This is a genomic window from Dactylosporangium salmoneum (genome assembly GCF_039532525.1).
Lineage (GTDB): Bacteria > Actinomycetota > Actinomycetes > Mycobacteriales > Micromonosporaceae > Dactylosporangium > Dactylosporangium salmoneum.
In genome coordinates this window covers 102,074-123,088 of the sequence record NZ_BAAARV010000078.1, presented here as the reverse complement: position 1 = coordinate 123,088, position 21,015 = coordinate 102,074, and the positions used below count along the sequence as shown (strand labels likewise).

The 21,015-nt window shown below is 69.3% G+C and carries 20 protein-coding genes and 1 tRNA gene; 14 read left to right on the top strand and 7 right to left on the bottom strand.

Going from position 1 to position 21,015, the window contains the following annotated elements:
• The first annotated feature begins 57 nt into the window (after positions 1-57).
• Positions 58-381, top strand: coding sequence for a DUF3467 domain-containing protein (locus tag ABD352_RS39910; RefSeq protein ID WP_344617777.1), 324 nt, complete (start codon positions 58-60; stop codon positions 379-381).
• Positions 382-437: 56 nt separating this feature from the next.
• On the opposite strand, the gene ABD352_RS39905 is transcribed toward ABD352_RS39910, so the two are convergent.
• Positions 438-510: transfer RNA gene (locus tag ABD352_RS39905), tRNA-Arg, on the bottom strand.
• A gap of 96 nt (positions 511-606) precedes the next feature.
• Here ABD352_RS39905 and ABD352_RS39900 point away from each other — a divergent pair.
• From ABD352_RS39900 to ABD352_RS39890, 3 genes are all read left to right on the top strand, one after another.
• The gene (locus ABD352_RS39900) at positions 607-1,023 is read left to right on the top strand and encodes a GntR family transcriptional regulator (RefSeq protein ID WP_344617776.1); all 417 of its coding nucleotides are present in this window, start codon (positions 607-609) and stop codon (positions 1,021-1,023) included.
• Positions 1,024-1,056: 33 nt separating this feature from the next.
• Entirely contained in the window at positions 1,057-1,497 is a 441-nt protein-coding gene (locus ABD352_RS39895; protein WP_344617775.1) for a hypothetical protein, read from the top strand.
• Positions 1,498-1,705: 208 nt separating this feature from the next.
• A complete protein-coding gene (locus ABD352_RS39890) occupies positions 1,706-3,295 on the top strand; it encodes a DUF1593 domain-containing protein (protein WP_344617774.1) in 1,590 nt (529 codons plus the stop codon).
• A gap of 126 nt (positions 3,296-3,421) precedes the next feature.
• Here the strand turns inward: ABD352_RS39890 and ABD352_RS39885 are convergent, their stop codons facing one another.
• Positions 3,422-4,420, bottom strand: a complete 999-nt coding sequence (locus tag ABD352_RS39885; protein ID WP_344617773.1) for a sugar-binding transcriptional regulator — start codon at positions 4,418-4,420, stop codon at positions 3,422-3,424.
• A gap of 165 nt (positions 4,421-4,585) precedes the next feature.
• On the opposite strand from ABD352_RS39885, the gene ABD352_RS39880 reads away from it, so the two are divergent.
• The 8 genes from ABD352_RS39880 to ABD352_RS39845 all read left to right on the top strand — a co-directional run bounded on the left by ABD352_RS39880 (position 4,586) and on the right by ABD352_RS39845 (position 13,229).
• Entirely contained in the window at positions 4,586-5,251 is a 666-nt protein-coding gene (locus tag ABD352_RS39880; RefSeq protein WP_344617772.1) for a DUF2291 family protein, read from the top strand.
• On the top strand, positions 5,248-6,774 hold the full coding sequence (locus tag ABD352_RS39875) for a sugar ABC transporter ATP-binding protein (RefSeq protein ID WP_344617771.1): 1,527 nt from the start codon (positions 5,248-5,250) through the stop codon (positions 6,772-6,774). Before ABD352_RS39880 ends, ABD352_RS39875 begins: the two co-directional genes overlap by 4 nt.
• Positions 6,771-7,850, top strand: coding sequence for an ABC transporter permease (locus ABD352_RS39870; RefSeq protein WP_344617770.1), 1,080 nt, complete (start codon positions 6,771-6,773; stop codon positions 7,848-7,850). Before ABD352_RS39875 ends, ABD352_RS39870 begins: the two co-directional genes overlap by 4 nt.
• 44 nt (positions 7,851-7,894) lie before the next feature.
• The gene (locus ABD352_RS39865) at positions 7,895-8,893 is read left to right on the top strand and encodes a D-ribose ABC transporter substrate-binding protein (protein ID WP_344617769.1); all 999 of its coding nucleotides are present in this window, start codon (positions 7,895-7,897) and stop codon (positions 8,891-8,893) included.
• A gap of 77 nt (positions 8,894-8,970) precedes the next feature.
• Entirely contained in the window at positions 8,971-9,852 is an 882-nt protein-coding gene (locus tag ABD352_RS39860; protein WP_344617768.1) for a transketolase, read from the top strand.
• On the top strand, positions 9,849-10,811 hold the full coding sequence (locus tag ABD352_RS39855) for a transketolase family protein (protein ID WP_344617767.1): 963 nt from the start codon (positions 9,849-9,851) through the stop codon (positions 10,809-10,811). Before ABD352_RS39860 ends, ABD352_RS39855 begins: the two co-directional genes overlap by 4 nt.
• The gene (locus ABD352_RS39850) at positions 10,804-12,240 is read left to right on the top strand and encodes an FGGY family carbohydrate kinase (RefSeq protein ID WP_344617766.1); all 1,437 of its coding nucleotides are present in this window, start codon (positions 10,804-10,806) and stop codon (positions 12,238-12,240) included. The genes ABD352_RS39855 and ABD352_RS39850 overlap by 8 nt, the downstream gene beginning before the upstream one ends.
• 5 nt (positions 12,241-12,245) lie before the next feature.
• Positions 12,246-13,229, top strand: a complete 984-nt coding sequence (locus ABD352_RS39845; RefSeq protein WP_344617765.1) for a sugar phosphate isomerase/epimerase family protein — start codon at positions 12,246-12,248, stop codon at positions 13,227-13,229.
• Between the two features lie 75 nt (positions 13,230-13,304).
• Here the strand turns inward: ABD352_RS39845 and ABD352_RS39840 are convergent, their stop codons facing one another.
• Both ABD352_RS39840 and ABD352_RS39835 read right to left on the bottom strand, forming a co-directional pair.
• A complete protein-coding gene (locus tag ABD352_RS39840; protein ID WP_344617764.1) occupies positions 13,305-13,694 on the bottom strand; it encodes a VOC family protein in 390 nt (129 codons plus the stop codon).
• 122 nt (positions 13,695-13,816) lie between these two features.
• Positions 13,817-15,334 (bottom strand): DUF1593 domain-containing protein, encoded by a 1,518-nt coding sequence (locus ABD352_RS39835; protein WP_344617763.1) that lies wholly within the window; start codon positions 15,332-15,334, stop codon positions 13,817-13,819.
• A 197-nt stretch (positions 15,335-15,531) separates the two neighbouring features.
• Here ABD352_RS39835 and ABD352_RS39830 point away from each other — a divergent pair, with 197 nt between their 5' ends.
• Positions 15,532-17,346, top strand: a complete 1,815-nt coding sequence (locus ABD352_RS39830; RefSeq protein ID WP_344617762.1) for a glycoside hydrolase family 15 protein — start codon at positions 15,532-15,534, stop codon at positions 17,344-17,346.
• Positions 17,347-17,439: 93 nt separating this feature from the next.
• Here ABD352_RS39830 and ABD352_RS39825 read toward each other — a convergent pair whose 3' ends face one another.
• From ABD352_RS39825 to ABD352_RS39815, 3 genes are all read right to left on the bottom strand, one after another.
• Positions 17,440-17,694 (bottom strand): hypothetical protein, encoded by a 255-nt coding sequence (locus ABD352_RS39825; protein ID WP_344617761.1) that lies wholly within the window; start codon positions 17,692-17,694, stop codon positions 17,440-17,442.
• A 498-nt stretch (positions 17,695-18,192) separates the two neighbouring features.
• On the bottom strand, positions 18,193-18,507 hold the full coding sequence (locus ABD352_RS39820) for a helix-turn-helix domain-containing protein (protein ID WP_344617760.1): 315 nt from the start codon (positions 18,505-18,507) through the stop codon (positions 18,193-18,195).
• On the bottom strand, positions 18,504-18,899 hold the full coding sequence (locus ABD352_RS39815) for a type II toxin-antitoxin system RelE/ParE family toxin (protein WP_344617759.1): 396 nt from the start codon (positions 18,897-18,899) through the stop codon (positions 18,504-18,506). The genes ABD352_RS39820 and ABD352_RS39815 overlap by 4 nt, the downstream gene beginning before the upstream one ends.
• A gap of 232 nt (positions 18,900-19,131) precedes the next feature.
• On the opposite strand from ABD352_RS39815, the gene ABD352_RS39810 reads away from it, so the two are divergent.
• Complete coding sequence (locus tag ABD352_RS39810; RefSeq protein ID WP_344617758.1) at positions 19,132-20,769, top strand: zinc-ribbon domain-containing protein; 1,638 nt, start codon at positions 19,132-19,134, stop codon at positions 20,767-20,769.
• Positions 20,770-21,015: the final 246 nt, after the last annotated feature.

Sequence of the window (21,015 nt, the reverse complement as noted above, 5' to 3'; positions counted from 1 at the left end):
CCGTCCCATTTCGGGGCGGCCGGTTTTTTCGCGCCGTCCCGGCTACTGTGCGTTCACATGACGCATCCGCTGCCCGAAGGAACGCCACCGCGCATCTCGTTCAATATCCCGCCCGAGATCGAGGCCGGGGTGTACGCGAACTTCGTCAACCTCTGGCACCAGCCGGACGGTTTCATCCTGGACTTCTCGGTGTTCACCGCACCCCCGGGCCTGGGCGAGGACGACGCGGGAAACCAGTTCGTGCACCTTCCGGCACGGGTCGTCTCGCGCGTTCGAATCCCGCCGCAGCAGGTTTTCGAACTGATGAAGGCGCTGAGCGAGCAGCTGTCCGCCTGGGAACTCGAAACGGGCCGGCAACGCGCCGACCCGGACACCCACTGACGATCGCCCTTTCGGGCGGCGCTGCTCCTCGGCGGCAGCGCCGGACTTCTCGGGGGCAGCGCCGGCCGGATTCGAACCGGCGTCCTTCCGATCCGGAGTCGGACGCGACGACCTCTGCGCTACGGCCCTGCCGACGAGGAGCCTACCGGCGGCCCCTCACTCTTATGTCAGCGTGCAGACTTCTGGGCTTCACACCACAGGGCCACAAGGCTAGACTCTCCTGCCATGGATGAGCTGGTTCCAGGTCAGGTTGGGTTTCGCGACGTTGCTGGTGCGCTGCGCGAGCAGCTCGTCGCGAAGGTCTATCCGCCCGGGGCTCAGCTGCCGAGCGAGGCGAGCATCGCCAGGTCCTTCGGGTGCAGCCGCGACACGGTGCGGGACGCGATGGACGTGCTGACGGTGGAGGGCTGGGTGGTGCGGCGGCGCGGGCGGCTGGCGATCGTGCGGCCGTCCCAGGAGCGGGTCCTGATCGAGTTGCCCCCGGACGCCACCGTGACGGTGCGCCCCATGACCTTGCCGGAGGCCGACTCGTACCGCTGCGGCCAGGGCGTCGCGATGTTCGAGGTCCGCGTCGGGCTGGAGTGCCAGCTCTACCGCGGCGACCTGTTCGCCCTCACCACCCGGCAAGCCTCCGCTGGCTAGACTCCGTGGTGCCGACGCCATCGGGGGTGCCACATGAGCGAGAGCGTTGCCGAGCCGGTCTACGGCTCCTCCTTCGAGGACCTCGCCGCCTTCCTCAAGCGCCCCGAGCCCGGCGGCTATGCCGTCGACGAAGTCCGTGAGTGTGTCTGCCGGGCGTGTGGCGGCCGGCGGTTCGAAGTGCTCGTGATGGACGAGGAGTCCGCCGCCCGGCGTACCTGCCTGGATTGCCGGCAGCACGAGTTCATCGCCGACAGCGACGAGTACTGGGACGACGACGCCGACGCGGAGTACTGCTGCGCCTGCCCGTGCGGCGAGGAAGACTTCGCCGCGGCGGTCGGCTACTCGATGCGCGACGACGGCGACGTGCGCTGGGTCTTTGTGGGACTCCGCTGCCTGGCCTGCGGCATGCTCGGTGTCTACGAGGACTGGAAGATCGATTGGGGACCGAGCAACCACCTGCTCGATCGGGCATGACTCAGTAGCCCGCCCCGCCGGCTGGGCAGGTCCGGGCGGTCCTCGCATCGTTGCTGCTCAACGGCCTGGTCCGGTGGTGCCGCCGGGCAGTGATCGGCGCGAACAATCATGAGCGCGAAATCTTGACGACATCGTGCCGAAACTTAATACTGCTCGCGGGTGATATTCCATTCGATAGTGAATAGATATTCACTAGAGAGGAGCTGCAATGCAGACGTCCGAACCCCAGGACGGCTCGGCTCCCGTTTCCCGACGTCGTTTCCGGGCGCTGGCGGCGGCGGTGGCCACCGTTGGTTGCGCGGTCGCGGCGGCCGTGACCGCGCAGCCGGTTGCCGCGGCCGGCCAGGGCCCGGAGCAGGCTCAGAAGCCACGCACGGTCGTCACCACCGACATGGAGCAGGACGACCTCGCGTCCCTGATCCGGTACATGTTCTACACCAACGACGTGGACACCCAGGGCATCGTCTACGCCAGCGGCAAGTTCCACTGGGCCGGCGACGGGAAGGGCACGGAGTTCTTCCTGCCCGGCCGCGAGTACAAGACCCCGCAGACGTCGTGGCGCTGGACCGGCACCAACACCATCCAGGACCAGGTCCTGGCCGCATACGCTCAGGTCTACCCCAACCTGAAGAAGCACGACCCGAACTACCCCAAGCCGAGCGAGCTGCTGTCGAAGGTCAAGGTCGGCAACATCGACTTTGAGAACGAGATGGACCACGACACCGACGGATCGAACCTGATCCGTGACCTCCTGCTCGACCACGACCCGCGGCCGCTGTACCTGCAGGCGTGGGGCGGCACGAGCACGATCGCGCGGGCGCTCAAGTCCATTGAGGACCAGTACTCCGGCACCGCGCAGTGGAGCCAGATCAAGGACGCCGTCTCGAAGAAGGCGGTGATCCTGGCCAGCGGTTTCCAGGACGACACCTACGCGCAGTACATCGCGCCGGTGTGGCCGAGCCTCCGGGTCGAGAACCTCCAGGCCGGCTACTCGACCTGGGGTTACAACTGCAGCCGCGGCACGGGCAACACCCGTGGGCTGCCGCAGGACCGGGTGTACTTCAGCGGCGCCTGGATCAAGCAGAACATCCAGGTCGGCCCGCTGGGCTCGCTCTACCGCTCCTGGCTGGACGGGCAGTCGATGCCGGGCGACCAGCTCGACATCTTCGGCGACCCGAAGCTCGCCCCCACCGGCTGGTGCAAGCCGCTCTCGCCGTACGACTTCCTCTCCGAGGGAGACAACGTCGCGTTCAACCCGCTGTTCCACACCGGCATCCAGGACCCGGCGAACCCGTCGCTGGGTGGCTGGGGCGGCCGGTCGGTGCAGACGAGCACCTCGCCCAACCTGTGGACCATGGTCGCCACCGAGAAGGACGAGACCGGCGCGTCGGTCTCGGCCTACACCACGCTGCGCTGGGCCGGTGCCGCGCAGAACGACTTCGCGGCCCGCGTCCAGTGGTCCCTGGACGGCAACTACCGCAACGGGAACCACGCGCCTGACGTCAAGATCGCCGGCAACGGCACCGTCAAGGCGAAGCCGGGCTCGGTCGTGAACCTCAACGGCGTGGCCAACGACCCCGACGGGGGCCAGGTCGCGACCAGCTGGTGGCAGTACCAGGAGGAGGGCACCTACCCGGGCAAGGTCGCGATCGCCGACCGTGGCGGCCACGACCACGTGACGGTCACGATCCCGGCCGACGCGGTGCCAGGCCAGACGATCTCCGTCATCCTCCAGGGGACCGACTCCGGCCAGTTCCCGCTGACCCGCTACGACCGGGTGCTCATCCAGGTCATCTGAGCATCGCAAGCGCCCGGATGAAAACGGCCGGGCCGGTGCGGACGCACACAACGTCCGCACCGGCCCGGCCATCGGCGTGCGCGCCGGCGACGTTCCAGATTGGACAGTCGCGGTGCCGGAGACGGTTCAGTCGCGCAGGAGCTCGGCGGCCGTGGCCTGGTCCGTGATGAGCACGTTCAGCCAGCCGCCGCGCAGGGCCGCGCGGATGGCGCGCCACTTGCGTTCCCCGCCGGCCACCCCGATGCGGCGGGGCACCTTCTTGAGGGTCTCGGCGCTGATGCCCAGCACCCGATCGTCAAGGTCCGAGGCGATGTGCTGGCCGTGCTCGTCGAAGAACCGCATGCACACGTCGCCGATCGCGCCGAGCTCGCGCAGCCGCTGCTCCTCCTGCCCCGCGATCGCGTTGCCGCTCTGCCGCAGCAGGGTGGAGGGCTCGAGGCTGCCCACGCCGACGAGCGCGACGGTCAGGTCCTGCCATGCATCCAGTACGGCTGCGATGCTCGGCTCGCGCACCAGCGCCTGGCGCATCTCGGACGTCGCCACGAGACCGGGAGCGACCAGATAGACCGCCTCGGCGCGGGTGTGGCGAGCGAGCCCGCCGGTGAGCCGCGTCGCCTGGCTCTGTGCGGCGCTCATCCCCACGCCGCCGAGGATCTGCACCACACGCTCGGCCGCGAGGCCCGCCGCCGAGTGCATGGCGTCGACGGTGGCCAGCAGCGTGGCGCTCCAGGAGGAGATCCCGACCCGGTCGCTGCGGCTGAGCGTGGTCTCCAGGTAGACGGCGGCCGCGGCGGCGATGGATCGGGTCACGGCGATCTCGTCGGTCTGCCCGGCGCTGTCGGCGACCACGACCTCGCTCAATCCGTACCGCTGCTCGACGGCGTCCTCCAGGTCGGCGTGCACGCCGCGCGGAGTGATGACCACGGTGCGGACGATGCCGGCGGCCACAGCCTGTTTGAGCAGCCGCGACACGCGAGGCTGGGAGATGTGCAGGAGCTCCGCGATCTGCGGCTGCCGCACGCCGCGCTCGTGGTACATCCGGGCCACCTTGGTCAACAGCCGGATGTGTTCGGCGGCGACCGCGTAGGGCTCCGCGCCGTCGTTCGCGTCGAGCCTCGAGCTCACTGGTGCCTCCTCAACGTCTTCAGCGAGAGCGTAACCAGGCCGACCGGGCCGGGGTAGCGGGAGTTCCATGCCGCCGCCCGCCCGGGCGAGATCAACCCGTTGACAAACCCGACATAGGAAGTTCACAGTACATGCATGTCCAATCACAACTGAATGGATATTCACATGAGGGTGACTCTTCTGCTGCGGTACGCGCTCGCGGGCCTGCTTGTCCTGCCGGTGCTCTCGGCGTGCAGCCGCGTGCCAGGGGTGTACGTCTACGAAGCTCAGCAAGCCGGCGGCCAGACGGGTGGTGCCTCGGCGTTCGATGCCAAGACCTACGTCGACGGCATCTGGACGTCGAAGATCGTGCCGACCGTGCACGACCACGCCGTCGACATCACGACCGTCGCGCCGGCTGTCGCCAAGGACGTCAACGCCGCCGGCAAGCAGTACGGTCACCAGGCCGGCACCGGCAGCCCGTACGCCTTCCTGGTCAAGGGCACCGGCAAGGTGGTCAAGGTCGACACGTCCGCGCCGACCGGGCCGGTGACCGTCGAGATCGCCCAGGACGGCGGTCAGCCGATCACGCTGTACGTGGCCACCGGGCCCGTCATCGCGGGCACGGCGATCCGCGACGGTGTCGGCTTCATCTCGTTCGGCGACTTCACCAACCAGATCGACTACGCCAACGTCGCCAACCAGATCAACAACCGGGTCAAGACCGACGTGGTGGCCCAGGTCGATCGCGCCGGGCTCGTCGACAAGACGATCAGCTTCTACGGCGCGTTCTCGGCCCTGAGCCCGACCCAGATCATGGTGGTCCCGACCGAGCTGCAGGTCACGTCGTGACGCCTACCGACGAGGTCCTCGTCGCCCGCGGGGTGGGCAAGGAATACGGCGGCGTGCGCGCGCTCAAGGACGTGACCTTCACGGCGTACCGCGGAAAGGTCAACGTCCTGGTCGGCGAGAACGGTGCCGGCAAGTCGACGCTGATGAAGATCCTGTCCGGCACGGAGCAGCCCACGCGCGGCGAGATCCTGCTGGACGGCGAGCCGGTGCAGCTGAGCAGCCCGCGCGAGGCGATGGCGCGCGGCATCGAGATCATTCACCAGGAGCTCAGCCTCTTCCCGAACATGTCCATCGCCCGGAACATGTTCGCCGGCCGCGAGCTGCGCCGGGGAGGCCGCTTCGTCGACGACGGCGCGCAGCGGCGCCGGACGGCGGAGGTGCTGCGCCGCCTGGGTCAGGACCTGGATCCCGACACGCTCGTCGGTGACCTGCCCATCGGTCAGCAGCAGCTGATCGAGATCGGCCGTTGCCTGCTCTCCGACGTCCGGGTCCTGATCATGGACGAGCCGACCTCGGCCCTGTCCAACAACGAGGTCGACGTCCTGTTCGACGTGATGGCGGACCTGCGCAAGCGCGATGTGACGATCATCTACATCTCGCACAAGCTGGACGAGTTCCGCCGCATCGGCGACTGGGTGACCGTCCTGCGCGACGGCAACCTGGTCGCACACGAGTCCATGCGCAACACCGACACCGGGTGGATCGTGCGGCAGATGGTCGGGCGCGACCCCGACTCGCTCTACCAGCACAGCGAAGCGTCGGTCGGTGACGTGCTGCTGGACGTACGCCATCTCACCGTGCCCGGGCCGGTGCGCCCGCTGGTCGACGACGTGTCGTTCACCCTCCGCGCCGGCGAGGTCGTCGGCATCTACGGGCTGATGGGCGCCGGCCGCACCGAGCTCGTCGAGGCGCTGATGGGCGCGCGCCGCGCCACCAGCGGCGAGGTGCGCGTGCGCGGGAAGCTCGTGTCCGAGGCCACCGTGCAGGCGCGCCTGGCCGCCGGGCTGGCCCTGGTCCCGGAGGACCGGCAGCGCGACGGCCTGGTGCAGACCATGTCCGTGCGCGACAACATCCTGCTCGCCACGATCGACCGGGTCAGCCGCGCCGGACTGCTCCCCGCATCGGCCGAGCAGCGCATCGCGGCCGGTCAGGTCAGCGAGTTGAGCATCAAGATCCCGGGGCTGGCCGCCGCGGTCACCGCGCTCAGCGGTGGCAACCAGCAGAAGGTCGTGCTCGCCCGGGCGCTGCTCACCGAGCCGGTCGTACTGCTGCTCGACGAGCCGACCCGGGGCATCGACGTGGGCGCCAAGGCGCAGATCGCCGCCCTGATGGCCCGGTTGGCCGCCGAGGGCCTGGGTGTGCTGTTCATCTCCTCGGAGCTCGCCGAGGTGATCGCCATGGCGAACCGGGTGCTGGTGATGGCCCGGGGCCGGATCACGGCCGAGTTCACCGCCGCGAACGTCACCGAGGAGGCCCTGGTCGGCGCCTCCGCATCCGACAGGGTCCTGGAGGTACAACCATGATCGACGCCGACGTCGCCAAGTCCGATCCCGTCGCGCCGGGGAGGCGAGCACCCACCTCGAGCTCGCGGTTCGCCTCGGCGGCGCTGCTCCTGCTGCGCGGGCGGACGCTGATCGTGCTGGTGGCGCTGGTGATCGTGTTCAGCGCCATCTCGTCGGAGTACCTGACCCAGAGCAACCTGCTGCTGATGACCAAGCACGTGGCGGTCAACGCCATCCTGGCCATCGGCGTCACCTTCGTGATCCTGACCGGCGGCATCGACCTGTCGGTCGGCTCGATCGCCGGGCTCGCGAGCATGGTCGCGGGCGGGCTGCTGTTCAAGGGCCTGCACGTGCCAGGCGGCGCGCTGTTCTTCTCCGTCGCGGTGGTCATCGTCATCGGCATCGCCGTCGGTGCGCTGGTCGGCGCCCTCAACGCGGTGCTGGTCACCCGGTTCAAGGTGGCGCCGTTCATTGCCACGCTCGGCATGCTCTACGTCGCCCGGGGCGCCGCGCAGCTGTTGAGCAACGGCGGCACCTACCCGGACCTGGCCGGCTCGCCCGGTCGCGGCAACGAGGGCTTCCACGTCATCGGCGTGGACCGGCTGCTCGGCATCCCGGTCGCGGTGTGGATCATGGTGGCCGTCGCCGTGGCGGCGATCATCGTGACCACCCGCACCCCGTTCGGCCGGCGCGTCTTCGCCGTCGGTGGCAACGAACGCGCCGCGGTGCTGTCCGGCATCCGGGTCAAGCGCATCAAGATCGCCGTTTACGTGATCTCCGGCGCCTGCGCCGCGCTCGCCGGACTGCTGCTCACGTCCGAGCTCGGGGCCGCGTACCCCGACACCGCCACCACGTACGAGCTCAACGCGATCGCCGCGGCCGTCCTGGGCGGCACCGCCCTCAGCGGCGGGCGCGGCACGATCATCGGCACCGTCATGGGGGCCTTCGTCATCGGCTTCCTCAGCGACGGCCTGGTCCTGGTCGGCGTCTCCACCTTCTGGCAGTCGGTCGTCAAGGGCGCCGTGATCATCTTCGCGATCATCGCCGAGCAGGCGCAGCAAGGGCTGCAAACCCGGCTCGCCAAACGCGCCGCCTGATCCATCCACCATCCCAACCCGCCTCCGTTCGAAAGGTACGCCCGATGAAGACACCCTCGGTCCTGCGCCGCTTCGTTCTGCCGGTCGGCACTGCCGCCCTGCTCGCCCTCTCCGCCTGTGGTAGCGACAAGGCCGACAGCCCCTCCTCCGCGTCGTCCACCGGCGCCGGCGGCGGTAGCAAGCTGATCGTGATCATCACCCCCTCGCCGGACAACGTCTTCTTCAAGGCCGAGCAGGACGCCGCGGCCGCGCAGGCGAAGAAGCTCGGCTACGAGACGCTCGTGCTCAGCCACGACGACGACCCGACCAAGCAGAGCCAGGAGATCGACACCGCGATCTCGCGCAAGGCGGCGGCGATCATCCTCGACAACGCCGGTGCCGACTCCTCGGTGACCGCCATCCAGCGGGCCAAGGACGCGAAGATCCCGACCTTCCTCATCGACCGCGAGATCAACAAGACCGGTGTCGCGGTCGCGCAGATCGTGGCCAACAACGCCCAGGGCGCCGGGCTCGGCGGCCAGGAGTTCGCCAAGGTGATGGGCAACAAGGGCAACTACGCGGAGCTGACCGGCAAGGCCACGGACACCAACGCCGGCGTGCGCTCCCAGGGCTTCCACGGCGTGCTGGACCAGTACCCGGACATGAAGATGGTCGCGCAGCAGAGCGCGAACTGGGACCAGGCCGAGGCGCTGAGCAAGACCCAGACGATCCTGCAGGCCCACCCGGACATCAAGGGCATCATCGCCGGCAACGACACCATGGCGCTCGGCGCGTACGCGGCCATTCAGGCCGCGGGCCGCAAGGACATCGTCGTCGTCGGCTTCGACGGCAGCCCCGACGTCGTCGCCTCGATCCTCAAGGACGGCATCAAGGCCACCGTGCTCCAGCCGGCCAGCAAGATCTCCCAGATGGCCGTTGACCAGGCCGACGCCTACATCAAGAACGGCAAGGCGAGCGAGCCCGAGAAGCAGTCGGTGGACTGCGTGCTGGTCAACGCCGACAACGCCAAGCAGGTCAACGCCTTCGCCGTCGAAGGTTCCTGACGTGCTGCACCGGGCGGGTCCGGCACTCGGGCCCGCCCGGCTCGACCGGTCACCACAGCAGAAACGAGAGGACTCCCATGCTGGTCGCCGACTCTTCGGCCGCCGCCGACTGGCGCCGGTTCCGTAAGGAACTCGCCGACGCCGAGCCCGAACATCGCCGTGAGATGCTGCGGCGAAGGGCCAACCAGTCCCGCACCACCGACCTGGCGATGATCGGCCGGGCCGGGCTGGGCCACGTGGGCGGCGACATGTCCGTCCTCGACATCCTCACCACGCTGTTTTTCGCTGTACTGCGCGTCGACCCGGAACGACCGGACTGGGCCGACCGCGACCGGCTCGTGCTCAGCAAGGGCCACACCGCGGGTGCGCTCTACGCCACCCTCTCCGCGGCCGGGTTCTTCGGGGCCGAGGAGCTCGAGACCTTCGCCGCCCCGTACTCGGCGCTCAACGGTCACCCGAACCGGGTGAAGGTTCCGGGCGTGGAGACGAACACCGGCCCGCTCGGCCACGGCCTGCCCGTGGCGGTCGGCATGGCGGTGGCCGGCCGGCTCGCCGGTTCGGCGCGGCAGGTGTTTGTCGTGCTCGGCGACGGGGAGCTGCAGGAGGGCAGCAACTGGGAGGCCGCGATGACGGCCGGGCACCGGCGGCTGTCGAACCTGACCGCCGTGATCGACCGCAACCGCCTGCAGCAGGGCGCACGCACCGAGGACACCAGCGCGCTCGACCCGCTCGACGACAAGTGGCGCAGCTTCGGCTGGGACGTCGTGACGGTCGACGGCCACGACCACCTCGCGCTGCTGGAGGCGTTCACCGCCACCCGCGGTGACCGGCCGACCTGCGTCATCGCCAACACGATCAAGGGAAGAGGCGTCTCGTTCATGGAAGACCGCGTCGAATGGCACCACAAGGTGCCCACGGCGGAGCAGATCAGCACCGCCGCGGCGGAGCTGGCCCGATGAGCGCGGTCGTGGAGACGGGCGCGCAGACGTACGACTGCCGCGTCGCCTTCGCCGAGGAGCTGATCGAGCTGGCCCGCGCCGACGAGCGCATCGTGGCCGTCTGCAACGACTCGGTCGGGTCCAGCAACCTCGGCGGCTTCGCCAAGGAGTTCCCGGACCGGCTCATCAACGTCGGCATCGCCGAGCAGGACATGGTCGGCGTCGGCGCCGGGCTCGCGCTGAGCGGCTACATCCCGTTCGTGTGCGCGGCCGCGCCGTTCCTGACCGGCCGGGCGCTGGAGCAGATCAAGGCCGACGTCGCGTACAGCGAGTCGCCGGTCGTGCTGTGCGGGATGAGCCCCGGCATGGCGTACGGCGAGCTCGGCCCCACCCACCACTCGATCGAGGACCTGGCGTGGCTGCGGGCCATCGCCGGCCTGGGGATCGTGGTTCCCGCGGACCCGGCCGAGACCCGGGCGGCCGTCCGGTGGGCCGCCGGCGCCCGCACCCCGGTCTTCCTGCGCATCGGCCGGTTCAAGGTGCCCGCCGTGACCGGCGACCGGCCGTTCACCTTCGGCCGGTCGAGCTGCCTGCGCGACGGCGACGACGTCACGGTCGTGGCGACCGGCACGATGGTCTCCCGGGCGCTGCAGGCGGCGGAGGAGGCCGCGGCGGAAGGCGTTTCCGTGCGCGTGCTCAACATGTCGACCATCGCCCCGCTGGACGAGGAGGCGATCCGCCGCGCGGCCCGCGAGACGCGCGCGATCGTGACCGCCGAGGAAGCCACCGTCACCGGCGGGCTCGGCGCGGCCGTCGCCGCGATCGTCGTGTCGGACCGCCGGCCCGTGCCGATGCGGATGCTCGGCGTTCCCCGTCAGTTCGCGCCGACCGGCGACACGGCCATGCTGCTCGAGCACTTCGGCCTCACCGCCGCGGAGATCCGGGCCGCCGCCGTCACCCTCGCCCGCTCCGATGCCTGACGAACTGACCCTCGCGATCGACCAGGGCACCAGCTCGACCAAGTGCCTGCTGGTCGACCGGAGCGGGGCGGTCGTTCGCACCGGTTCCGCTCCGGTCGGCATCCGCTACCCCCGGCCCGGCTGGGTGGAACAGGACGCCGACGACATCCTCGACAGCGTGCTGCGGGCCGCCGCCGAGTGCCTGGACGGCGTCGACCTCGGCACGGTCGTCGCCGTCGGGCTGAGCACGCAGCGCGAGTCGGCCGTCGTCTGGGACCGGCGCACCGGCCGGCCGGCCGGCCCGGTCCTCGGCTGGCAGGACCAGCGCGCCCAGGCGTTCTGCGACGACCTGCGGGCCGGCGGGCACGACCAGCCGGTCCGGGCGATCAGCGGCCTGCCGCTGGACCCCATGTTCAGCGCGGCCAAGCTGCGGTGGCTGCTCGACCGGGCGCCGGACGCCGCCGTCGGCACGATCGACGCCTGGCTGCTGTACGCCCTGACCGGCGAGCACCGCATCGAGGTCGGCAACGCGTCGCGCACGCAGCTGCTCGACGTGCACTCGGGGGCGTGGAGCGGCGACCTCCTCGGTCTGTTCGGCATACCCGCGAGCGCCCTGCCCGACGTCGTGGCATCGGCCGGCGACCTCGGCACGATCGGCAAGCGCGGGGGGATCCTGGCCGGCCTGCCGATCACCGCCGTGCTCGGCGACTCCCACGCCGCCCTCTACGCCCACGGAACCCGCGCGTCCGACGGTGTCAAGGTCACCTACGGCACCGGATCGTCGGTCATGCGGCTGCTGCCCGACGCGGCACCGGAGCCCGGCAAGGCCGTCTGCGTGACCGTCGCCTGGGGCGTTCCGACCCCCCGGCTCGCCGCCGAGGGCAACATCCGCTCCAGCGGCGCGACGATCACGTGGCTGGCCGACCTGCTCGGCACCACCCCGGAGCGGATCGCCGGCCTCGCCGAGACCGCCTCCAGCGACGGCGTCCAGCTGGTGCCGGCGTTCGGCGGCCTCGCCGCGCCGTGGTGGGACGACACCGCCACCGGCACGATCACCGGCCTCACCCTCGGCGCCGGGGCGGCCCAGCTGGCCCGGGCCGCGATCGAGTCGATCGCGCACCAGGTGACCGACGTCGTCGAGGCCATCGGCAGCGCCGGGTGCCTGCTCGCCGACGGCGGCGCCAGCGGCAACGACCAGCTCATGCAGATCCAGGCCGACCTCACCGGCGTGCCGGTGCGCAGGGCCCGGACCGCGAACCTCTCCGCCCTCGGCGCCGCCCACCTCGCGGGCCGCGCCGCCGGGCTCTGGCCGGTCGGCGGGCCGTCGACCGGCGTCGTCTACGACGAGTTCCTTCCCAGCGCCGGTACCGCCGCCGCCGACCTCCGCTCCGGATGGCGCCAAGCCGTCGAGCGAGCATCCACCCCGTCCGCTAACCACCTCGGGAGCTGATCCGCATGACCGAGTACCCGCGCTTCGGCGCCGGCCTCTGGCACTTCGCCACCTACGTCGACCGGTACGCCACCGACGGCTACGGCCCGGCCCGGACCACGCTGGAAGCCATCGAGCTGGCCGGGCAGGTCGGCGACCTGTCCGTCGTCGACCTCAACTATCCGTTCACCCCGGGTGTCGGCCTCAGCGAGGTGAAGGACGCCCTCGCCGCCCAGGGCCTCGGCGCCATCGGGATCACCCCGGAGATCTACCTGCGCAAGTTCTGCCGGGGCTCGTTCACCAACCCCGACCCGGCCGTTCGCGCCGCGGCGCTCGACCTCATGCACGAGGCCGCCGGCGTGGTCCGCGAGCTCGGCGCCGACTACGTCAAGATCTGGCCCGGTCAGGACGGCTGGGACTACCCGTTCCAGGTCGACCACCGCACCCTGTGGAAGCTCGCCGTCGACGGCATGCGCGAGCTGGCCGGCGCCCACCCCGACCTCAAGTTCGCCATCGAGTACAAGCCGCGTGAGCCGCGCGTCAAGATGACCTGGGACTCCGCCGCGCGCACCCTGCTCGGGATCGAGCAGATCGGCCTGGACAACGTCGGCATCCTGCTGGACTTCGGCCACAGCCTCTACGGCGGCGAGTCGCCGGCCGACGCCGCCCAGCTCATCATCGACCACGGCCGCCTCTTCGGCATGGACGTGAACGACAACCTGCGCGGCTGGGACGACGACCTGGTGGTCGGCACGGTCCACCTCACCGAGATCTTCGAGTTCTTCCACACGCTGCGCAAGAACAACTGGGACGGCGTCTGGCAGCTCGACCAGTTCCCCTTCCGCGAGGACAGCGTGGACGCGGCCAAGACCGCCATCAACACGCTCAAGCGCCTCCACCGGGCGCTCGACCGGCTCGACGTCGACGCGCTCGCCGAGGCCCAGGAGCGCCAGGACGCCATGGCCGCCCAGCGCATCGTCCAGGACGCCCTCTTCGGCGCCGTCGACTGAACCTCGCGCCTCGCGCCGGTGCCGCTTCTCCGCCCGCCTCACGGCGAGCCGGGGGAGCGGCACCTTCGTTTTCTCTCACGCGGTGCCGCTGCCGTACGGGCGCGTGAGGATCTCCAGGTTGTGCCCGTTCGGGTCGTCGAAGTACACGCCACGACCGCCGTCGCGGTGGTTGATCTCCTGCGGCTGGCCGTGGTGCGGATCGGCGTAGTAGGTCACCCCGGCCTGCTTGATCCGGCCGAAAATGGCGTCGAAGTCGTTCTCCGAGACCAGAAACGCGTAGTGCTGGGACGTGATGGGCCGGTCCCCGGTATCGGCGAAGTCCAAGGTGACGCCGTTGCTCACCTCGACCGGGACGAACGGGCCGAAGCGAGCACCCATCGGCACGTCCAATATCGCCGCCAGGAACTTGGCTGATGTCTCCTTGTCGCGGGCCGCGACAATCGTGTGATTGAGCTGTACGGACATCGCAGTGCCTCCCGACTCGTGCGCTGTTTCTTTACTTGCTACCCCCGTACACCCGGGCCCCACAAAGCCGAAGGGCCGACCCAACGAGTGGGTCGGCCCTTCGAGCCGGTCGAGCGCCCGGCTTACTTCACCGTGACGATGACCCGCTGGTAGTGCTTGAGCGCGGGGATGCCGTTGTCGGTGACCTCGAGGATCAGGTGGATGGTGTCGCCCGGCTTGGCGTCGGCGGGGACGGTGAACGACGTGGTCGCCGTGTCCGCGCCCGAGAGCGCGACCGTGCCGGCGTAGGTGTCCGCGTCCGTGTACTCCCACCAGCGGTAGGTGAGCTTGTTGCCGTCCGGGTCGGAGCCGCGGCCGTGCAGGGTCAGCGTCTGGCCGACCTTCGCCTGCAGGTTCAGGCCTTCGCGGACGGAGGCCGTCGGGTTGTGGTTGGCGTCGCTGTACTTCGAGCTCACGCCCCAGTCGGCGCGCGCCGCGAAGTCGTTCTGCAGGTCGGCGACCCAGCGGGTCTGCGGGTACGCCCGGTCGTTCGCGCCGGTGGTCGGGTTGACGTCGGTCGTGTCGATCCAGCCGCTGGCGTTCGTGGCGAACCGGCCGCCCCAGCCGCCGTACGTCGGGTTCTCCGACGAGCGCAGGCCGTTGAAGTCGAGCAGGTACATGAAGGACGGCGAGTCGCCCTCGGAGATGAAGTCGTGCACGCCGTACGTGAGGTTCTGGTCCGGGCGCCACCGGTTGTTCTGGTCATCGCCGGGGGTCGGCTTGCCGTCGCGGTAGGTGCGGTACTGCTCCAGCAGCGGGCCGTGCCCGTTCAGGAAGTTCTGCTCCATGTACGGCGCCTTGAGCGCGTACTGGTTGGCGGCCGGCACCTGGCGCGTCCAGAGGTAGGCGAAGCTCCAGAACTGGCTCTGGTTGTCGACGATCTTCAGGTCGGGCCAGTTGGGCTTGATGTAGCCGTTGAGGGTCGAGTCCTGGTCAAGGATGTTGTAGATGACGACCTTCTGGCTGATCTTGCGCTGGATGTCCGGCCACTTGGGGTCGTTCTGGTACTGCTCCTGGATGGACTTCAGCGCCCGGGCCGTGGTGTTCAGGCCGCCCCACGACTGGATGTACAGGGGGCCGGGCTGGTTGTCGAGGACCACCTTCTTGATCCACTCGGAACCCTCGGTGACCTTGTCCATCTCGCTGACGTTGTCGATGTTGCCGATCTTGTACAGCGAGCGCAGCTTCTCGGGGCTCGGGTAGCCGTCCGCGTGCTTGCGCAGGTTCGGGTAGATCTGCTCGTACAGGTCGATGTAGTGGTTGAGCCACTCGGTGCCGGTCCAGCGGAAGGGCTGCACGTTCACGCCGTCGCCCGCGTAGTGGTACCGCGAGCTCGAGTAGACGATGCCCTGGATGTCGAACTCGTTGGAGTAGTACAGGAAGCGGATGAACGAGTCCATGTCGTCCACCTCGCCGTCCTGCGAGACGATGATGCGCGGCTTGGTGGTCGACGAGCCCTGGTTCTGCCCCTGGGAGTTGCCGTTCTGCCCCTGGGAGTTGCCGTCCTCGTTCGCGGCCTGGGCGGCGGTTGCGGCCGTGAGCGGCAGGGTCACTGCCAGGGCCGCGGCGACCAGGCACTGTCGGAGCGATCGCGCTCGCATGTGCACTTCCTTCCGGATTTGGGCAGCCGCCATCGGCCCCGTGTCGCTGGGGGCTGCCGGTAGGGGGAGCGATGTGCGTTGAATAGATATTCACACGTGCATTAATATCGCAACAGCACCGTAACTGCGTCGTAAGTTGGGAGTCAAGAGCGTGTGCCCGCTTGTTACGCGGGGGCAGAACGGGGAAGCGCCATGTCATGAGCGGCGGGCATGAGCCGAGCTACCTGCCGATCGCCGAGCACGGCCTGATCGGCGACCTGCGCACGGTGGCGCTGGTGGGCACCAACGGCACCATCGACTGGTACTGCTGTCCCCGCTTCGACGCCCCGAGCGTGTTCGCCTCGATCCTCGACGCCGACCGGGGCGGGTTCTTCGAGCTCGCCGCCGACGCCCCGGCGACGACCAAGCAGTTCTACTTCCCCGACACCAACGTGCTGATCACCCGCTTTTTCACCGAAGAGGGTGTGGGCGAGGTGCAGGACTTCATGCCGATCACCGGCGACACCTACGACGCCGGCCGCCACCGGCTGATCCGGCGCGTCCTGTGCGTGCGCGGCACGATGCCGTTCCGGGCGCGGGTGGCTCCCCGGTTCGACTACGCGAGGCAGCCGCACACCGTGGGGTGGCACGCCGGCCAGACGCGCTTCGAGTCCGCCGGCCTCGCGCTGGCGCTGACCGCCACGGTGCCGGTGGAACACGAGGCCCTGGACGCGACGGCGACGTTCAAGCTCCTGGAGGGCGAGTCCGCGGTCTTCGCCCTCGACCGGGTCGGCGACGACATCATGCCGCGCGGGTGCCCGCACGCCGAGGCCGAGAGCGAGTTCAACGCCACGGTCGCGTTCTGGCGGCGATGGCTGTCCGCCTCGCGGTACCGCGGCCGCTGGCGCGAGACCGTCCACCGCTCCGCGCTGACCCTCAAGCTGCTCACCTACGCCCCGACCGGCGCGATCGTGGCCGCGCCGACGACCAGCCTGCCCGAGCGGATCGGCGGCGAGCGCAACTGGGACTACCGGTACGTGTGGATCCGCGACGCCGCCTTCTGCGCCTATGCGTTGCTGCGGCTGGGCTTCACCGGCGAGGCCGAGGCCTTCATGACGTTCCTGGCCGATCGCATCGCCCGGCGCGGCAGCAGTTCAACCGGGCCGCTGCAGATCATGTACGGCATCGACGGACGCACCGACCTGCCCGAGCTCGAGCTGGAGCACCTGGACGGCTACCGCGGCTCCGCGCCGGTGCGCATCGGCAACGCCGCCGCCGACCAGCTCCAGCTCGATATCTACGGCGCGCTCATCGACTCGGTGTACCTCTACGACAAATGGGGACGGCCGATCTCCAGCGACCAGTGGGACGCGGTCTGCGCCGTCGTCAACTGGGTCTGCGACCACTGGAACCAGCCGGACGAAGGCATCTGGGAGACCCGCGGCGGACGCCGGAACTTCCTGTACTCGAGGCTGATGTGCTGGGTCGCGATCGAGCGCGCCATGCGGATGGCCAGCCGCCGTGGCCTGCCCGCGAACCTCCTGCACTGGGGGCGGTCCCGGGACGAGATCTACCGGCACATCATGCGCCGCGGCTGGTCTCCCGCGCGGCAGGCGTTCGTCCAGCAGGAGGACAACGACGTCCTCGACGCCGCGCTGCTGATGATGCCCCTGACCAAGTTCATCGCCCCGACCGACCCGAAGTGGCTCTCCACTCTGGACGCACTCGGCGCGGAGCTGGTTTCTGATTCCCTGGTGTACCGCTACGACCCCACGAGCGGCCAGGACGGCCTCCACGGGGAGGAGGGCACCTTCTCCATCTGCTCGTTCTGGTACGTCGAGGCGCTCACCCGCGCGGGCCGGCTCGACGAGGCGCGGCTGGCCTTCGAGAAGATGCTCACCTACGCCAACCATCTCGGGCTGTACGCCGAACAGATCGCGCGCACCGGCGAGCAGCAGGGCAACTTCCCGCAGGCGTTCACGCACTTCGCACTGATCAGCGCCGCGTTCAACCTCGACCGTGCTCTCGGCTGAATGTCGGCGCGCCGGGTTCGGTTCACCGACCCGGCCGGCAACGTCCTCTCGGTACTTCAGGCGCGATGAGGGCCGCCGGGCCGGACCGGATCGTCAGCCGGCCATCGCGGGCGCCATGGCGCGGGCGCACATCTCGCGCGCCCAGTGGATGCGCTCGATGGCAACGTCGGGCCGATCGCCGAACACCTCGGCGGCGCGGGCGTAGCACTCGTCCGGCCCGAGGCGGTCGAGCGTGCGGTGGACCGTCTCACGGATCGCGGCGTCGTCCAGGTTGCTGAACTGGGACACATCGGAGACGAACAGCGCCATGCACAGGACCGGGTCAACCTGGTAAGTCGTCGTGGTCATCATCGTGATCACCTGTTCAACGGGGGTGCGTGGGCGATTGAGTCCACCTTCCCTCGTACCGATGGGCGACGGCCTTGCCGCCCGCGGCACTCTCCGGCTGCTGGTTTCAGCACCAGCGGATACCTGCTGTCCGGCATGGCATCCTCAACTCGCCTCACCCTTTCTGGTTTGCCCGCCGGAAAGCGCACGATCACCCGCCGACTCACCCCCGGTCACCCGCCAGTGGGAGTAACTTCGGATGTGGACCTACGAGACGAGTGGGGGAAGCCCAAGGCCGAGAGGCTGGAAGGCAATTCCACTAACTGATCCAGGTAACACTGGTGAAGCGGAAATCGCCTCGTAGGTCTTTTATTGTGCCCTCTTCGCGGCACGTCAACCCGCCGATCAGCGGCCACCCGTCCCGCGTTGCGGCCGTGCCGCGCCTGCGCCGCGCGGTGGCTCGAGTTCGATATCCCGACGAGCGACCTCGTTTTTCTGGTCGGCGTCCTCGTCCAACGATCAGGCGATCTGGCGGAGGTCGTTGCCGTAGTCGAAGATGATCCGCATGCGCGCGCCGAGCGCCTGCGCATAACGGCTCAAGGTGGCAACTTCGTTGACGTCGAGGTCGCCGTTCTCGATCTGGCTCACCCTGCCCGGCGTCACACCCATGAGGTCGGCAACCTGGCGCTGCGTCAGCCCCAGCCGCTTTCGTTCCTCGGCGAGGTGGAAGGCGCTGACCCACGCTTCGGTGCGCGCGCGTTCCTCGGCAAGTGCGTCGGTGTCGCCGTCGTCCAGCTCGGCGCGAATGTCCTGCCAGTCGTGGAACTCGGTCATGAGTCCTCCCTCCGCTTCCGTTCGAATGCCAACCAGGCTTCGTACGCGACTTCCGCCACTGGAATCGCCGTCTTGTACCACCCTGACCAGTCCCCGGCCTTGTTGCCGGCGACCAGCAGCACCGCTTGCGACCACGGGTCGAAGACGAAGAGGATCCGGATCGCAACTTCGCGCCCGGACCTCGGTCGTAGTTCCTTCAGGTTGCCGATGGCCGACCCTTGCAGGGTATCGACCAGCGGACGCCCGAGTCCTGGGCCGCGCTCGGCCAACATATCGAGGGCCACGTTGACGGAGCGATAGGTGTTCAGGTCCGTCTGTCGCAACGCGCGCAACCACTGCCGAACGTCGGCAGTGGTCTTGATCGTCCATCGGCTCGCGGAATCCGGAGGCACGCCACAACTATAGCTCGAGCTAAACTGGCGGTCGACGTTCTGTCGCTGAACCGTGGGCGGCGCACTTGATCTCGTCACTCGCCCGAGTGCTTACCCTCTCTGCGGAGGTGCGGGCGTGAAGGTTCAGGAGTGTTCGACGATCGGGTGCACGCGGCAGGCTGCGTTCACGACCAGGAAGAACCCAGCGTGGTGCACGGAATGCATTGACGACGTTCTGCGCGCCGGCGGGCTTGTGGCCGTCGAACCCTTCTCGGGACCAGATGCGCACCGGCTCGGCCGCTGTCTCACGTGCGGCGTCCAGGCCCACTACACGCTGAAGTACACGGTGGAGAAGAACGGCGTCGGCGAGAAGACCTGCCGGGCCTGCTTCTGGAGATCGTGGGCCGTTCGGGCGCGTGCTCGTGACGGGCTCGGGGTGCGGCGACGGTACGCCACCGAGGAGATCGTCCGGCGCCTGGATGCGGCCGGCTGGGAGTTCCTGGGCACCCTCGTGGAGGTCACCGACGAATACGAGCCGGTGCTGGGCAAGTGCCGCTCCTGCGGGCGGATCCAGGCTGCGCAGGTGGGCGACTTCGCCTGCAGCTGCTCCCGCAACACGCGGTCCAGGTACCCCACCGAGAAGCCGACGGGCAAGGTGCCGTTCGCCGCGTCCGGCTCCGAGGCGCTGGCCTGGTGGGACCACGACGCCAACGATCCGAGCTCCCTCGCGACCGCCACGGTGGGCGCCCGGCGCGACGCGCACTGGCGCTGCCCAACCTGCGGCCTGCGCTTCGCGAAGAAGGTCTACGAGATGGCCGAGCGGCCCGTCTGCCCGGCGTGCGCCCAACGGGAGAGCGAGGCGTGGCGGGCGGAGTACGAGCGGCTCTCGGTCACGCCGGTCGCCGCCGTTCCCGGCCTTCTCGCGGCGTGGGCCGACGACGCCGACCCGCACCAGGTGATGGTCGCCGGATCGTTCGGGTCATACAAGTTCCGCTGCCCGAACGGGCACCGGCCCCGCCTCGATCCGCACACGTACCACTCCCGTGGCTGCCCGTCCTGCAAGGCCAAGGTGACTCGGGCCGAGCCGCAGGTGCTCGCCGAGGTGCTTCCCGAGATCGCGTCCCAATGGCATCCGGCCCGCAATGGCAAGTACGCGCCCGGCAACGTCGTCTGGAATTCCAAGCGGAACGTCTGGTGGCGCTCGGACTGCTGCGGCCACGAATGGCAGGAGGCGGTGGTCGACCGGGACAAGTACCAGCGGCTGCGGTGCCCCGCGTGCCGCACCATTCTCGGCTCGCTGGCCTGGTGCGACCCGGGGCTCGCCGCGGAGTGGAGCCCGGCCAACCCGATTACGCCGTGGCATGTGCGACCACATGGGAACACCCCGTTCGTGCCGGAGTGGATCTGCTCCATCAACTCCGGCCATGTCTGGCAGATGCCGCTGTCGTCCCGGACGAACGGCGCGGAATGTCCTGAGTGCCGGCCCACCGGCAAATCCCGCGTCGAGCTCGACCACCACGCCGCGGCCCTCGAGGTCTTCGGAGCCGCCCAGTCCGGTGCGTTGTTGCGCGATCCCGCCTTCATCGCGCGCAAGGCATGGACCGCCGACGTCCTGGTGAACACTGCCGAGGAGCGCGTCGTCATCGAGTACGACGGTGCCTACTGGCACAGGCCGGCCGCGAAAGTGCTCGTGGACATCTCCAAGAGCCGCGACCTGCTCGCCGCCGGCTACTGCGTGGTCCGCCTCCGGGAGGACGATCTGCCGGCATTGGAGATCGCGCATCCCCGCTATCGCGAGTTCCGCGTCTACTCGGCCGCGCCCCGGCCGCGAGAGTCGATGGAGGCGATCCGCGGGTGGCTCCCCAATTCGAAGGGGACGACATCGGGCTGAAGGCCATATGGCACATTTGTCATTGCTATCCGACCGGATGATGCCGTCCGGTCGATCGCGGATGGCATAGTTATCGTCCCTGCCTAACCCTGTGCGGGAATCACTCAACCGGTTCCGTTCTGAAGTCACAAAATTGTTAGAAACGCGCAGCCCGTCCCCCCGCCGGCGACCGCATATCCGAGTCAGTACCCGAATCAGTACCCGGCTGGCGCGCCCGTCCAGGGTTACCCGCCGCCCGGGTACCCG